Below are 14,195 nucleotides of genomic sequence, written 5' to 3' on the forward strand. Positions count from 1 at the left end.
GGGCTGTTCGCTGGCGGGTTTCTTCAGACGGGCACGGCGACGGCATCGAAGCCTCGTCGCTCGGGCAGGCCGCAGACGATGTTCGCGCACTGCACGGCCTGGGCGGCCGCGCCTTTGCCCAGGTTGTCGATGGCGCACACGGCGATGAGCATGCGCGCGGCCGCGTTCACGGCAAGGCCGACGTGGGCGTTGTTCGTGCCGGCGACCGAGGAGGTCTTCGGCATGGAGCCGGCTCCGAGCACGTGCACGAACGCGCTGTCGCGGTAGAAGTCGCGGTATAAGTCCACGTAGGCGGCGGCGTCGGCCGGCGCGTCGGGCGCGAGCGGGACGTTCGCCGTGGAGAGCAGCCCGCGGTTGAGCGGAGCGAGATGCGGCGTGAACACGAGGCGGCCCTGCCCCGCGATGCCGAGGATCTGCTCGATCTCGGGCGTATGGCGGTGCGTGCCCACGCCGTAGGCTTCCAGGTTCTCGTCGGCGAAGCAGAAGTGCGTGCGGACCGTGGCCTTCTTGCCCGCGCCCGTAACGCCCGATATGGCGTCGACGACGACCGTGCCGTCCGGAGCTGCGAGACCCGCGCGGATCGCGGGCGCGGCCGCGAGCGAGGTTGCCGTGGGATAGCAGCCGGCGCAGGCCACGAGCGCGGGCTCGCCGGCGGCGCGGGCTTGGGCGACGCGCTCGAGGTCGTCGTGGAACAGCTCCGGGAGGCCGAACGCCGCGCGCGCCAGCAGGTCGGTGGCGGTGTGGGGCGTGGCGTACCATTGCTCGTAGACGGCGGGGTCTTTCAGGCGGAAGTCGGCCGAGAGGTCCACGACGGTCGCGCCGCCGGCCACGAGGCGCGGCGCCATGGCGAGGGCCGCCGTGTGGGGCACGGCCAGGAACACGAGCTCGCACGCGTCGAGCGCCGGGTCGTCATGCGCGGCGAACGCGAGGTCGGTGGCGCCGGTGAAGCCGGGGTACTCCGCAGCCACAGACGTGCCCGCCAGCTCGTTGGACGTGACGACCGCGAGATCGAGGTCGGGATGGCGCAGCACGAGGCGCACCAGTTCGATACCGGCGAATCCCGCAGCGCCCACGATACCCGTCTTGATAGCCATGTCGATCCCTCGTTTGCCGTCGCGCCGAGCCGAACCCGACTTGCCGAGGCGCAGAAACCTCAAAATCGTGCATCTGCACAAAAATACGCCGCAGCATCGTTGCGCTCCATCGTAAAAAAGAACGGCACGTTTGGCAAGGCGAGAAATGAAATAGTTACAGGAAACGAACCACCCCGTCCCATGAATTCGGGGGCGGTTTTATCCCTTAGAACGAATGCCTCAGGCTATTTGGAGATAGCGGAAATGACAGCTTCGTATTTCGCTCGATCCAACTCTATCATCTACGCTTCTCTCTGCAGTCGGGCCTTTTCGACGCGCATCTGCCCCGCCGATACGACTCTAGCACCGCGCCCATCGAAGACTCATATGCCTCCATTCGGCATCTCCTGCAACACCTTCAAAGAGGGCGGGGTCGAAGAACTCCGCCGCCAGCTTCGCCGCCGCGTCGAACCCCGCGTAATCCCGAGGAACGCCGTTACGTTTTGCGAAAGCGGCGAAGCGCGGCCGCCAGATCGAGGGGGCCTCAAAGCGCTTGGGAACCGTCATGTTCCTCTTCCCGCATTCGCTCTCGATGGCGGTTGCGAGCTGGCGCAGGGAGAAGTCCTCATGGGTCGCGTAGGCGACCACGTCGACGAGGTCCTTCATCCTCGACGACGGCCAACCTCCAGGCTGCAGCTCCATGATGGCGCACAACTTGTCGGCGAGTTGGTCGGGCAGAGGATAAGCAAGGTAGTCGCAGGTCTCTGCACCTTCGATCTTCACGCGGTTGGCCGGGGATACGCGCTCGGGCGGCAGGGTGGTCGAGCAGTCGAGCGAGAGGTCGATGAGGATGGGGTCTTTCTCCTCGTCGCCGATGAAGCTCGCATACCGCAGCCTGAGCAGGCGCGAATAGCCGTTCTCGTCGAGAGACTCTTCGCTGTTCGTGAGCCTGAAGGAGCAGAAGTCGCCCAAGTCCCTTGAGGCGAGGACGTTCAGCGTCCGGAGGATCGTCTCGGCGCTCTCCCGCGAGCTCGTGGCGAAATCGATGTCCTTCGTCGCGCGGGCGTCGGGAATGCGCGCGAGCAGGCCGCTTCCGCCCTTCAGCACGAACCTGCCGTCGGCACCGCCGAACACGCGGCAGAGGAAACGATCCCTCAGCATCTCCCGGTACGCCGTCCCAGGATCGCGCCCCGACTCCTTGATGGACCTCTTCGCAGTCCGGTCGAACTGCTCCGCGCTCTCGAAAGCCATTCGTTACTCGCCTTCCGCCAACAGCCTGTAAAGGCTCTCGCCCTTGGGAATCCCGGCCTTTCTGCCACGCAAGTCGACCTCCTCTGCGAGTTTCCCCACATCAGCGACAAGGCCCCTTTCGAGGGCGTCTCTCAGCACGCTCGCCACGAGGCTCAGATCCTCTCCGCAGTCGATAAGGTCGAGCACGGTACGCGCGGGCGACGTAGCGAGGATGCCGCTTGCGTAGACGATATCCTCACTGCCGATGGCCCTCTTCCGCACCGTGAGGCCGTCGCGTTGCGTCTGCTTTCTCTCGACCGTGCAGAACTCCATCGGCGTGGGACCGATTTCCCCAAGCTGTTGCAGCCACGCCGAAGTCGCCCCCGTTGCGACGGGCACACGAGCTGCGTCGGTCGGCGTCCCCGGCTCGCGCCCCGGGTCGAGCGAGAGCCAGACGGCGATAACCTCTTCCTCGCGCAAGCTCGGCGCGCCGCCCATACGGTACACGCCCCTGACCACCCGCTCAATAGAGCCGTCCTTTTCAAGACGCGACAGGACGTAGCGCTCCACGCCCAGCCTCTTCGCCTGGGCCGAGGTGAAGAGACCCTTCTGGTAAGCTGAGATACTGTTAAGTTTTTTTATTGTCTCAATCGTCTTCATGCTTGAATTGTAGCATTTTGTTTGCAACATTTCAAACATAAAGGCAGGTTGGATCCAGAGCGGAACTGCGCTTAGCAGCCTTGCGACGGACTCTCTTAACGCGCTTCTTCATTTTGCGTTTATGGTTCTTCACGTCCACCGCAATAGGCTCACCAGCGAAAACCGCTTGCGCTTTGTCGACATAAGAGAGAAAGTTCCCCCGGCTTGTCTGTCTCTCGGCACGTCGGCGTCCTTTCTTGTTCTTTTTCGGGTCGCGGCCCCAATCGCTGAAATCCCGATCGCTACCGCCATTTCGGTATCTGTTTTTCTTAATCGCACCTTCTTTTTACGTCCGCATCTCAAATGCGATCGCAAATCCAAATACAGAGCCATCATTACCCCCTCTCCCGCCAAATCTTGTTAAGCTGATCTGTAGACTCTACAATATAGAGACGACGGAAGAAGGAGCCATGGATTTACTCAGCCTGATGCAAGCATGCGTCGACGGACTCGCTAGCGGCAGTCTTTCGGCTTTCGGGTCCGCCCTTGGGGCGGCTACTGTTACTCTGTTCAAAAAGCTTGCCGGACGAAAAGAAGATATGGACGAGAGCGAGCTGAAAGCGATGGGGTCTTTGGCAGATCCCGAAAAACTCGCTCAGGAAGCAGCCAGACTCGCAAATGAAGACTCTGATTTCGACGAGCTTCTTGCCAAGTGGTGCGATCTCATGGAAAAGCACCTCGAAGGCACACGGGAATCGAAGAACGCCTCGAATAGCGCTTCGGGGGTTTTCTTCAATAGCCCCGTTTCCCAAACGAATATCGTAAGATAAGACAATGACGCCCCCCCCCCCCGTCGCGTATTTGAGAACCCCTCTCCCCTGTTGAAGCCGGGCGGAGGGCCGAGGACCGTGGCGTTCGAGAAAACCGTTCTCGTCATGGTCAGAAGCCCCACCACCCTTGTCAGGTCGGCGGATTTGGCGAGACACCTCTTCTCCGATCCGAGGATTCAGGTCCTTTTCACCATATCGGAACCGCGATCGACCTTCTCGAACGAGCTTGAGCTTGCAATCAACCGGATGGGGCTCCCCTTCGTCCCCTGGAACGAAGCCGTTCTCGAAACGTATGATCTAGCCATCATCGAAAGTTCGCTCGATCCGCTTCCCGAAATCAAGGCCCCCGTCATCATGCTTTCCCATGGCGTCGGGCACAACAGCGTCCGATCCATCTCCGGCGCGAACACCGTCCATTCGAACTGGCTCGACGAAGGACCGGGGACGGATTACCCTCGCATAGTTGGCTTGGTTTCTGAAGACGAAACGAGGATGTTCGAAGGCCGCTGCCAAACGCGCGTGGTGGGCGACCCGGTGTTCGACTCAATGCTCCAAGCGCGGCATCGGCGAGACGATTTCCGAAAACCCTTCGGCGCCGAAGGACGGAAGCTGGTCGTGTTCTCTTCCACATGGGGTAAGAACTCGTCCTTTGCGAAACACCCCAATGTGCTCTCCGAGCTCCTGTCGTCGCTCCCCGCGGACGAATACGCCGTTGCGGCGATCCTCCATCCGAACATATGGATGGGCCATGGTCCTTGGCAAGTGAAAACGTGGCTGAGAGACGCTCTCTCCGGCGGACTGAAACTGATCCCGTTCGACGGCGGATGGCAGGCCACCTTGCTCGCCGCCGACTGCCTTGTGGGCGACCATGGATCCGTGTCGACGTATGCAAGCATGCTGGGAATTCCCACCTGCTTGTTGAGCTATCCGAAACAAGAGATGCACGGCGAGTTGAGCATCGTGCAGGCAATGGGAGCAAACGAGATCGTTCAGTCCGTCAGCGAGATCGCCGACTTCGTAAAGGCACTGGACCCGCAGCCATGCGTCAACCCGCACGAGCAGTCGGGCAACGCTTTCTCCCACGTCGACGACGCCCTAGGGAAAGTCGCCGAATTGGCATACGGCTTGATGGGTATCGAGCCTTCGAGCTCGGCCGTACTTCCCTTGCGCCTGGAGCCGCCGCTGCCCTCCGCAGAAAAGCCGAGCTCGTTCTGGGTCGGCTTCGTCCGCGAGCACGACGGCACCTTCAGCGTGAAGAGGACGCCGGCGTCGATAGGCCCCTCGAACATCCGCTCAGATGCAACCCTGCTCGCGGCTTCATCGGGAGAGGCGAACTACCGGCTGCTCCAATCGGCATCCTGCGTGATGCTTGAAAAGCCCGAGGCCGACGGATGGTGGCGCGATGCCAGCCCGTTCGCCCGTTGCGCCTACTGTCAGCAAGACACAACGGGTTGGCTGACGGACAGATGCGGCGCACGGACGTTGTTCGAGGTGCCGGAGCACGCCGATCACGCCACGATTGGGGCGCTGCTCGCGCATTGCCTGGCGCGAGGCGACCTCAACGGAATCTACCGAGTGGCCGAAACCCTTTTCACCGTAAGCGATTCGAAGGTCACCTGCAAAGAGAGTCGATGAAGCGGGCGACGCGCTCGCGTTCCTCATCAAGCCCGATGCTGCCGTAGTAGTCGCGAACGCCCTCGGCCACCGACGCGGCGTCCTCGTCCTTCCCCAGCGCGTGGAGCGATTCGGCGACCGCGAAGAGCGTGCGGTAGGCTCTGCGGTATTCGCCCAACTGCGCGAACAGCTCTGCGGACTCCTTCCCGAACGAGATCGCCTCCTCGTGCTTTCCGGCTAGGGCTAGCGCGAAGCAGAGCTCCTGCGCGCTTTTCGCATACGTATGCTTGTCGCGGTCGCGGTCGACCTCCGCGATCGACCGGCGGGCGGCTTCTTCTGCCTTCCCCGCCTCCGCAAGCTTCCGGTATGTCCGAGAGAGCAGCAGGTCCTGAAGGCAGCACCCACGGCTGTTGCCTCGCGATTCGTTCCCCGCGCGGGCCTCCGAGAACTCGGCGACCGCCTCGCGGCAGCGCCCGAGCTCGTGCAGGCATATTCCGCGGAACTCGTGGAACATGGACAGCACGTCCAGTCTTGACGACCCTTCGTGCTCGGCAAGAGCGGCATCGATGGGCCCGAGCCCTTCGGCAGCTCTTCCGAGCTTTGCCAGCATACCCGATGCCATGACGGCCAGGCGCGAAGCCGCCAACGCGCTTCCTGCCCGGCGCGCCAACCGCGAGCACGCTGAGAACAACTCGTATCCCGCTTGATAGCGGGAGGTGCCGTTGTAGAACGACCAGAGCGCGTCGCCGATGGCCCAGACGTCCCCGTTTGACGCCGGGAGGAAATCCATGATCCGGGGAATGGAATCCAGAAGGGCGCACTCCGATTCGAACACCTCGAACTCCGTCCTGCCCACAAGAAGCTCCCTTACCAGATTGTTCGAGGGAATCCTGTCGTACAGGCGGAGGCGTGCGGGTTTCAGCGAGTGGTCAAGCTCCTGGACGAGCACCCGATAATGGGAGAGAAGCGCGGTGATGGAGCTTGCCTGGGTTCCGTCGAGCGACCCTTCCTCCGCCATCTGGGCTCGCAAGTACGCTCGGATGGCTCGCGGGAGCGAAACCTCGCTCGCAAGGGAAAGCCCTCTGTCGTCCGGAGGCGAATCGAGCGAGACGAACCCGAACCCCAGAAGCTCCCCGACGATGGACCTCGCATCGACAGGGCCGACGCCCCACACGGCCGCAAGCGTGCCGAGAGTGGCCTCGGACGACGACAGCGCGGCGAACGCGCGAATGGCGCTCAAGCACCGCTGATCAAGGGCTCTGCAGCACTCCCTCCACACATCGGCCAACTCGGGGCGGCGGAACACCTCGCTCTCAGTGCACACGAGCCTTCGATGGAGCTCGACCGCCGAGCGGGCTCCCCCTTGCCGCAGGATGTTGGCGCTGGCGCGTATGGCCAGGGGCAGCCCGCAGCAATGCTCCAGCACGGACGCCACGCCCTCAGCCTCGTCGGGCGGAAGAGCCCGCAAGGCCTTTTCTCCAGACATGCCAAACGCCACTCGAGTGAAAAGGTCGAACGCATCGTCCTGATCGAGCTCGCCTAGAGGGATGGTGGTTATATCTGCGTCGAGGGAGCCGATGTCGGTCCTCGAGCTGGTTGCGAGCACGAGCGACGAGGGCGAGTTGGGGATGAACGGCTCGATGTCCGCGTAGCTGGACACGTTCTCCAAGACTACGAGGATGTCTTTGTCGCACGTGAAGCTGCGATATTGGGCCGCCAGATCGGCGGGTCGCGTATGGGACACGGCATCGGGGCCCGCCATCTGCGAGAGCTTGGACCGAAGCGCGTCGGCGACGGGCGACGCTCCGCCCTCTCTCGTGGGACATAAATCGAGGTAGAGTTGCCCGTCCAAGAAGCGGCTCTTCCGCTGCTTGTTTCCCCATGCGCTGACCAGGGCGGATTTTCCGACGCCCGGCATTCCACTGATCACGACCACGTTGGGCGAAGGGAGACGGGACTCGCACGCGTTGTCCAGCAAGCTGCGCTCAAAGTTCCTATCGACGAAGTGCGAGCACGGAGGGGGCAGCTCTTTGGGGACGGTTCCGCTGGCGGGAGCGCGGGCTATGCTCACCTGAAAGACGGGCGAGTTCACGAACAAGCCGACTGCTTCGTTAGATGCGGAGACAACCGCCACTGCCCACCTCGCCTCACGTAAGAGATCTGTTCGAGTGCCGAGCTCAGGCCATGCGGAAACCCGGCGTTGTCGTTTTTTACAGTGTATCGCTTTGGGAGGTGGAAGTGGGAGGTTTGCCGGGGGAAATCATGGGTGATTGGGTGAGGCTAGAGGCTCCTCGACCGCCGGCTCAGCCTCATTGGAATCCGGCTCCTCGCGCTTCCCGCCGTTTCTTGATTTGGCAAGTAAATCCGCCTGCGGCTTCCCCACGAACCATACGAGAAACGCCTCGCACGCCCCTTTCGCCTTGTCTGCGAATTCCTTCACAGCCTTCGCCATCATCGCGTAACTCATGCTCCTAAACGCCGCGAACACGAGCACGTAAGCGGAGAAGATCAGCATCTCGAACGACGCTAGCCCCGCCTCCGTGCCAAAGCCCGAGAAAGCCATCGCCACCAACGAGAGCACTGTTAGGGCCCCTCCAAACACGCTGCCCGCCTTGGTTCTTCCGGGAAAGGCGATCACGAAGGCAAGCAAAACCAAGCCGACAACGCAGAGTGCGCTCACGAACCATCGATCGGGGGCCACCGTCCAAGCGGCGGCGATAAGCAGCAGCCCAGAGCCCAGCATGGCCGCATTCCACGGATGTGCCAGGGAATCGCGCTTCGTCAAGGGGAAGCGCAGGGTGGGATCGATCGGCTCCCCCTCCTCGTCCACCTCCGGCGCGTCCTCAAGACCGTGGGTCTTGCGCACCATGTCGGCCAGCCACCGCACATGCCGCTTGCCGTAGAGGTCGCTCGGCCCCTTGACCACGAAGTGAGCCCATCCCTCCAAGGCCCACGTTGTCCCCACGAAAACGATCCCGAACAGCATCGTCGCCAGGACCACGAGCGCCGCGCTAATTACGAGCGCAGGGAAGGCATGTTCGAGGAGCTGGGGGTAGGCGAAGAAGAATCCAGCGGACATCCTCAAGGGATATCCGAGAGAGACCACGAGCAAAATGACCGGCGAGGGGGCCTCCCTCTTCCGCAGCGCCTCGTAGAGCAAGGCGAGAACGAAGATGGCCGCGAGTGCGACGGCTAGGACGACCGCACGTATATCGGACACGCAGAGAATGATCGCGACAGCCAGCAGCAAACGGTAGACCAACACCCCCGCAGATGCCGCGATGGGGGCAGATCCCATCTCATCCCTGAAGACCGCCAGCCTTCCGCGGTCTTTGTGCTTCGGATTGCGCGAGTCTTCCACGTAACCTCGAATATCGTTCCATTGGTAGCGCGCCTGGTACCCGAGGAGGTCGACAACCGCCAGGAGGATCACCCAGTCGAGCGGCGTCATAGAACTGCTCGCGGACCCAGCCAAAGAGGAGATCTGCATCCCAACCAGAGCTCCCGCAACGACGAACAGGACCTTCATGAGATCCTGAGGACGTGGATAGAGCAGGTACAGCAGCAGACCGGGCAAGCGGGACGAAATCTTCTTGCGGGAAGAATCGTCCTGCTCGGCGGATTGATCGGCCTCTTGGTATTTCCTCAGCGCTTTTTTCTTGGACAGCTCGTACATCTCGGACGTTGTGCTCGTCCCTTTGTACGAGGAGTACACGAAGAACACGATTACTGGCGGAAGGGCAGCCACGGTCACTAGAAAAAGCCACGAAGAGGGCACGCCGTTGCTCATGAAGTAGAATGCGCTGACGAACATGAGGCATGTCGCACCGGCGGCAACCACGGCCAATACGATGCTCGCAAAGTGCATCGCGGTGTACTTGGTTTCGATATGCCCGATGTTGAGCGTGACGATGGGAGAGCTGACTTGGCTCCAGCCGAGATACTCCACGTCAGGACCGAGTTCTTCGGCTAGCCGTCGCTCGAGTTCCACCATGTAGTGATACCTCAAACTCGAGACCATCCCCTTGGAGAGAATGAGGAGGAACGCCGCCGAGAATAAAGCGAGGGTTAGCGCGAAGCACAACAGCATCATGCCTCTGTTTTCCGTCTGCTCGACCGCAACCGAAAACACAATGGCAACGGCGGCAACCACCACGACTATCGTCTGGATGATCTGTGCCATCGAGTCGCGGTCGTCGCTCCTGCAGGATTCCAGCTCCTGAAGGAGGACGTCCACGAGAGAGTTGGGTTTCGCGTCGGGCCTCTCGCTCACTGCTCCCCCTCCAGAGGTCGAGGCGAGCCGTCCGTCTGGCGCACCGGAACGCATCTGTGGCACTTCACCCATGTGTATCCTTCTTTCCCCGATGCGACGGGGCCGTATCTCAACGGCTCCTCAAGAAAAACTACCTCTGTCCGAGCGAACTAGCATCCCTCGAACAAAGTTCCCACAGATGAAAGCTACCGCCCCTGCGCGGCGTACCTCGCCTCGGCGGCGTCCTTGGCGGAGGCCCACCAGCCCTCGTTGGCGCGGTACCACTCCACCGTCTCGGCCAGGCCTGCGAGGAAGTCGGTGCGCTCGGGGCGCCAGCCGAGCTCGCGGCGGATCTTGGAGGGGGTCGATGGCGTTAGCGGCGGTCGTGGCCGGGGCGGTCGGGCACGTGGTCGAAGGCGGAGGGGTCCTCCCCCATGCACTCGAGGATGGCGCGCAGGACGTCCGCGTTGCTGCGCTCCCCGTCGGCGCCGACCAGGTAGGTCTCGCCGATGCGGCCCCTCTCGAGGATCGCCCACACGGCCGAGGAGTGGTCGTCGACGTGGATCCACGCATAGGTTCACCCAAACCCTCGCGACCTGTGCCATGATTAAAATGAGGTGCGAACCCGCCGTCCAATCCAGGTAGGCACGCGATTAGTTATCCCACATCGTAGCTCGCAGCATAGATGCCATTAGCTGGGTATTTCCGTCTTTTTCTGGTGGCGCGGAGATTTGCATCGAAGCGAATAGCCATCCACAAATACGAAGACAAATGCAAGAAAACGCTCGTTCACCTTGCGCATTGCTTCTTTCAGAAAAGGCATATCGTCTCCTTTCGCCTCCATTTCAAACCAATGTCTTTCATGAAGCGCTTTGCAGATCAGAAGTATTTTCTTAGCCAAATCCCCCTGTTGTTTCTAAAACCCATTTATCTTACCTTTCCGACGAGCAAGATTTTGCTCCTGACCTTGAACAGCCATATCGCCCCCAGGCATGCGATCGCCGCGATGAGCGCGTACCGCAGCCAATCAACCTCGCAAGCATATAGCACAAGGGAGACGGGCATGGACGTCAGCCCGACCAAGAGGGGCAGTCCGGAGGTTTTGAGGGAGAACACATCCGGAGAGTCGAACTTTCGCACGATGATCTTGTGGACAAGCACGAGAAGCGCATTGCTGACGATGTTGGCATATCCTACGTACTCGAAGCCGAGAGCCGTTACGAACAGCCAACACAGCGGAAGATTCAGCAAACCGAGCAGAAGCGTGGCTACTCCCCCGGCACGAACGTCTTTGTGGTAGGTCTCAAGGTACACGTATTGGTTCGTGAGCATGCCGAGCAGGCAGTTCGCCATGAAGCTGGGCACCAACCAGATCGTCGGGGCGTACTCTTCGCCTCCCAGGAGCAAGACGAGCTCGGGAGCGAAGAGCGACACGAGCACCGTCAGCACCGCGATACCCCAGATATAGACCTTGAATGTACCCGTCGCTTTGTCGGAGGCGCCCGCCTCAAGGCAGTCATAGAGCCATGGAGCCCACGCATTGTTCAATGCATTGATCAAAATGAGCGCGATCTGGGCAAGAGTCGTGGCGAGGCTGAGGAAGGCCACCTGATCGGCACCGCACGTATGCTGGGTGACGATGCGGCATCCTAGGAGAAGAATCTGTCCCCCCAACGCCGCGATAACCAGCGGAACGCAGAGGGGGATTGCGTACTTCAGGTGCTCAAGGCGAAACCTGCCGCCCGTCTTCCAATACCATAGATAGAATCCGATGCCAAGGACGGCAAAGGGGACGTACTGGCCGACGATCCGGCCCATGAGGGCATCGGGCAGGACGAGCACGAGCGCGACGCTCAATAGAGTCGCGAGCAAGGATGCGCCCAACGACAACCCTGCCGACAGCTTGTAGCGGTACTGGACCCTCTGCAACGTCTGGAACATGGTGAACGCGGGTTGGAACAGCAGGTACAGCACCATTATGTAGAGGTATTGCCTGTCGAGGTCCGTCAACGACTCAGGGACGCCCGGGGCGACGAGCAGGAGCATCGCCAGCAGGAAGGTGAGCCCCATCCCGCTTGTGAGTAGGGTGAATTGGTAATCCTGGAGCTGTTTGCCGTGGATGTCGAGGCGAGCCCTGTTCAGCGTCGCATAACCCTCGAGGCTGAACAGGGAGAGAAGGATCACCTGCCATGCTGCGAAGTTGTTGTAGAGGCCGAACTCCCCCGTAGTCATTATGCGGGTGAAGATCGGGATAGTGATGAATCCCAGGCCCTTCGTCAGGAAGGTTGCGGCCGTATACCAAACTGCCGACCTCCCGGCCGCCTTGGCCTTACCTTCGATGTCAGCAGCCATGGATCTTTCCTTCTGAGGAACGAGTTTTCCTGTTTTTGAGCGACACCAGGTAGACCACCGCAAGAAGAGCCCAGAAGGAATCAGTGTAAAGATAGGAGACCGACACGGCGAGCTTCAAGCTCAAGAGAGTGAACAACAAGATGAGATCCTTGTATTCGGGCGATTCCGCCACGACATAGCCGTGCACAACATAGATGATGAGCAGGCAGAAAACCATCGCGCCGGGTATTGCCCCAAACGTGATCTGCAGCTCGTAAACAATGTTGTGGGGATATCCCCAATAGAAAAGTTGCCCCAGATAATATCGGTCGCCATACAACCCATAACCGAAGAACGGTCCTTCTTCTATCAGCTTGGTGGCAAAGGCATAGATGCTTTCGCGTCCGTTATCATCGGAAAAGGACCCTTGAATGAGCGCATCTATCGATCGAGAACCGATCCCGAGCCTATTCAGCCATTCAGACAGGAAGGCAAGGATGTCTCGATACGCAAATACAAAGAAAATAATCATTAGAAAAGCCACGAGAAACGCGAGAACGTAGGATGTCTTGAATCTGCCCTCGATTCTGCCGTATCGAAAGCCAAATGCCAGAAATGCAACCGCGATAATTCCCAGGGGCGCACGGTTTCCCGCAACAAGAATCATTCCTACGGTGAGAATGGCCAGCGTGATATTCAAGGACTTGCGCACACCCTTGAAAGATAGCAGCATGAACACGATTGCGCAAAACAGCATATCGTACCCAAAGCCAAGGCTGTAGCTTCGATGAACCAATGCACCGGTCTGGATATAGGCCTCCCAATATCCACGCTCAAAAGCAACCGCGAAGCGAACAATCCCATAGGCGAAACATAGCAGAGCAGCCAACTGAAGCCCTTTGAAGATGGTCTCCGGTTTCCTTGTCGCCAAGACGACGGCGAAAGCGTACAGACCGGTCAGCGGATAGAGAACCGAGTCGACGAAGTTGTACTGCCAGCCCTCTTGAAACACCTTTGAAGAATACTCGGGGTGAACGGTTAAGGTGACGGCCAATATCCCCACTATGGTACAAAATAAGAAGGGAAAACCCAGATGCACGGACGCCTCGCCTCGCCTCGCCCTCTCAATCAATGCAAACAAGAGAGGCGCATAGACCACCAATACCGAGAAGATGTCCGCACCAGGCAGGTTCGCCAATCCGAAAACGAACTCCGCAGCTTTCCGGACCGGATCGTTGCAGAAGAACAGAGAGAACGTCCAAAGAAGCAACCCCTCCTCATGCGCCGGGATCGTCTCGTTTTCCGGCGCATGTCTGCTAAGCATCCTCGCGCACCCCTTCAGCCACCGACTTGACGATACGATCAACCGTTTCCGAAAGAGGATACTGCTGGACCCATCCTGTGTCTTGGCTAAAAGCATCGCTGCAACAAGGAGATCTCACGGAAGGGGCGTCCGACTCTCGAACCGTCATTCTGCAAGAAGTCCCGGTCGTGCGCGAAACCGAAGCAATCACGGCTTCGGCTATGCATGTCAACGTATAGCAATCGTCTGAACCGAGCACGTACTCGCGACGCCACATCGCGGAATCCGACCCCATCAGCGTCAGCAAAGCGTTTGCGGCATCTCTGACGTCGAGAAAGCCGAAGCGACTGCCGTTTTCGGCGACCGCTAGATCATCGCCCAGCAAGGCTTTACGCGCCATCTTGTTGACCACGCGCTCGTCGAATCCCGGACCAATCAGGCTCGCCATGCGAATGTTGGTGTGCGGGATATCGGAGCAGTGCGCCCCGAGCATCAGTTCCGAAGCGTATTTGGCCACAGCGTACTTGCTCTCCAGACACAGCGGCGTCTGCTCGTCAGCAGGCTCCACCCTATGCTGGCTGTAGACGCTTTGCGAGGACACGTTCACAACGGCCCTCACATCGGCCTGGGCAGCCCCTGAGAAAAGGCCGTCCAGAAACTTCATGCCAGAGGCCAGGCTTTCCCCATCTGCACCGCGCGGAAAAGCGCAGTTTAAAAGGACGTCCGCATCCCGCATGAGCGTCGGTTCACCAAGCAGGCGGTCGGGTGCCACGAGTGTGATGCCCTCCAGCTCCTCGCTTGCCGCAAGCGAGGGCTTGCTCGAAACGGCGATCACCGTCACGTCTTGCCTGTCCTTCAGCTGCCGCAGTACCTCGGTTCCCAAAAAACCACCGGCGCCAGTGAGGATCACCCTCATGCCATGC

The 14,195-nt window shown here is 60.3% G+C and carries 12 protein-coding genes; 2 read left to right on the forward strand and 10 right to left on the reverse strand.

The genetic code is table 11. The features are described from left to right. Window positions 1-23: 23 nt before the first annotated feature. The 3 genes from argC to C1878_RS03785 form a co-directional block, all read right to left on the reverse strand. On the reverse strand, window positions 24-1,094 hold the full coding sequence (gene argC / locus C1878_RS03775) for an N-acetyl-gamma-glutamyl-phosphate reductase (protein WP_114600362.1): 1,071 nt from the start codon (window positions 1,092-1,094) through the stop codon (window positions 24-26). A gap of 339 nt (window positions 1,095-1,433) precedes the next feature. Next, window positions 1,434-2,324, reverse strand: coding sequence for a nucleotidyl transferase AbiEii/AbiGii toxin family protein (locus tag C1878_RS03780; RefSeq protein ID WP_114600363.1), 891 nt, complete (start codon window positions 2,322-2,324; stop codon window positions 1,434-1,436). A 3-nt stretch (window positions 2,325-2,327) separates the two neighbouring features. Next, on the reverse strand, window positions 2,328-2,963 hold the full coding sequence (locus C1878_RS03785) for a type IV toxin-antitoxin system AbiEi family antitoxin domain-containing protein (RefSeq protein ID WP_158539709.1): 636 nt from the start codon (window positions 2,961-2,963) through the stop codon (window positions 2,328-2,330). A gap of 449 nt (window positions 2,964-3,412) precedes the next feature. Here C1878_RS03785 and C1878_RS03790 point away from each other — a divergent pair, with 449 nt between their 5' ends. Together C1878_RS03790 and C1878_RS03795 are read left to right on the forward strand one after the other, a co-directional pair. Next, complete coding sequence (locus C1878_RS03790) at window positions 3,413-3,772, forward strand: hypothetical protein (RefSeq protein ID WP_114600365.1); 360 nt, start codon at window positions 3,413-3,415, stop codon at window positions 3,770-3,772. A 78-nt stretch (window positions 3,773-3,850) separates the two neighbouring features. Further along, window positions 3,851-5,407: a hypothetical protein gene (locus C1878_RS03795; RefSeq protein ID WP_114600366.1), complete on the forward strand. Its 1,557-nt coding sequence runs from the start codon at window positions 3,851-3,853 to the stop codon at window positions 5,405-5,407. Here C1878_RS03795 and C1878_RS03800 read toward each other — a convergent pair. The 7 genes from C1878_RS03800 to C1878_RS03825 all read right to left on the reverse strand — a co-directional run bounded on the left by C1878_RS03800 (window position 5,385) and on the right by C1878_RS03825 (window position 14,188). Beyond that, entirely contained in the window at window positions 5,385-7,520 is a 2,136-nt protein-coding gene (locus C1878_RS03800; protein ID WP_369833496.1) for an NB-ARC domain-containing protein, read from the reverse strand. The genes C1878_RS03795 and C1878_RS03800 overlap by 23 nt on opposite strands. Window positions 7,521-7,646: 126 nt before the next feature. Then, on the reverse strand, window positions 7,647-9,731 hold the full coding sequence (locus tag C1878_RS03805) for a hypothetical protein (protein ID WP_114600368.1): 2,085 nt from the start codon (window positions 9,729-9,731) through the stop codon (window positions 7,647-7,649). 280 nt (window positions 9,732-10,011) lie between these two features. Beyond that, entirely contained in the window at window positions 10,012-10,176 is a 165-nt protein-coding gene (locus tag C1878_RS16710; RefSeq protein WP_199519281.1) for a hypothetical protein, read from the reverse strand. Window positions 10,177-10,329: 153 nt separating this feature from the next. Continuing rightward, on the reverse strand, window positions 10,330-10,539 hold the full coding sequence (locus C1878_RS16425) for a hypothetical protein (RefSeq protein ID WP_147272900.1): 210 nt from the start codon (window positions 10,537-10,539) through the stop codon (window positions 10,330-10,332). A gap of 26 nt (window positions 10,540-10,565) precedes the next feature. Then, window positions 10,566-11,990: a lipopolysaccharide biosynthesis protein gene (locus tag C1878_RS03815; protein ID WP_114600369.1), complete on the reverse strand. Its 1,425-nt coding sequence runs from the start codon at window positions 11,988-11,990 to the stop codon at window positions 10,566-10,568. Next, complete coding sequence (locus C1878_RS03820; RefSeq protein ID WP_158539710.1) at window positions 11,980-13,293, reverse strand: O-antigen ligase; 1,314 nt, start codon at window positions 13,291-13,293, stop codon at window positions 11,980-11,982. Before C1878_RS03820 ends, C1878_RS03815 begins: the two co-directional genes overlap by 11 nt. Further along, entirely contained in the window at window positions 13,286-14,188 is a 903-nt protein-coding gene (locus C1878_RS03825) for an NAD(P)-dependent oxidoreductase (RefSeq protein WP_114600371.1), read from the reverse strand. Before C1878_RS03825 ends, C1878_RS03820 begins: the two co-directional genes overlap by 8 nt. Window positions 14,189-14,195: the final 7 nt, after the last annotated feature.

It is taken from the genome of Gordonibacter sp. 28C, assembly GCF_003339845.1.
Taxonomy (GTDB): Bacteria; Actinomycetota; Coriobacteriia; order Coriobacteriales; family Eggerthellaceae; genus Gordonibacter.

Coding starts and splice junctions, on each gene's coding strand:
- argC (WP_114600362.1), bottom strand. CDS start 1,094: ATGGCTATCAAGACGGGTATCGTGGGCGCTGCGGGATTCGCCGGTATC.
- C1878_RS03790 (WP_114600365.1), top strand. CDS start 3,413: ATGGATTTACTCAGCCTGATGCAAGCATGCGTCGACGGACTCGCTAGC.
- C1878_RS03825 (WP_114600371.1), bottom strand. CDS start 14,188: ATGAGGGTGATCCTCACTGGCGCCGGTGGTTTTTTGGGAACCGAGGTA.
- C1878_RS03805 (WP_114600368.1), bottom strand. CDS start 9,731: ATGGGTGAAGTGCCACAGATGCGTTCCGGTGCGCCAGACGGACGGCTC.
- C1878_RS03815 (WP_114600369.1), bottom strand. CDS start 11,990: ATGGCTGCTGACATCGAAGGTAAGGCCAAGGCGGCCGGGAGGTCGGCA.
- C1878_RS03780 (WP_114600363.1), bottom strand. CDS start 2,324: ATGGCTTTCGAGAGCGCGGAGCAGTTCGACCGGACTGCGAAGAGGTCC.
- C1878_RS03785 (WP_158539709.1), bottom strand. CDS start 2,963: ATGAAGACGATTGAGACAATAAAAAAACTTAACAGTATCTCAGCTTAC.
- C1878_RS03820 (WP_158539710.1), bottom strand. CDS start 13,293: ATGCTTAGCAGACATGCGCCGGAAAACGAGACGATCCCGGCGCATGAG.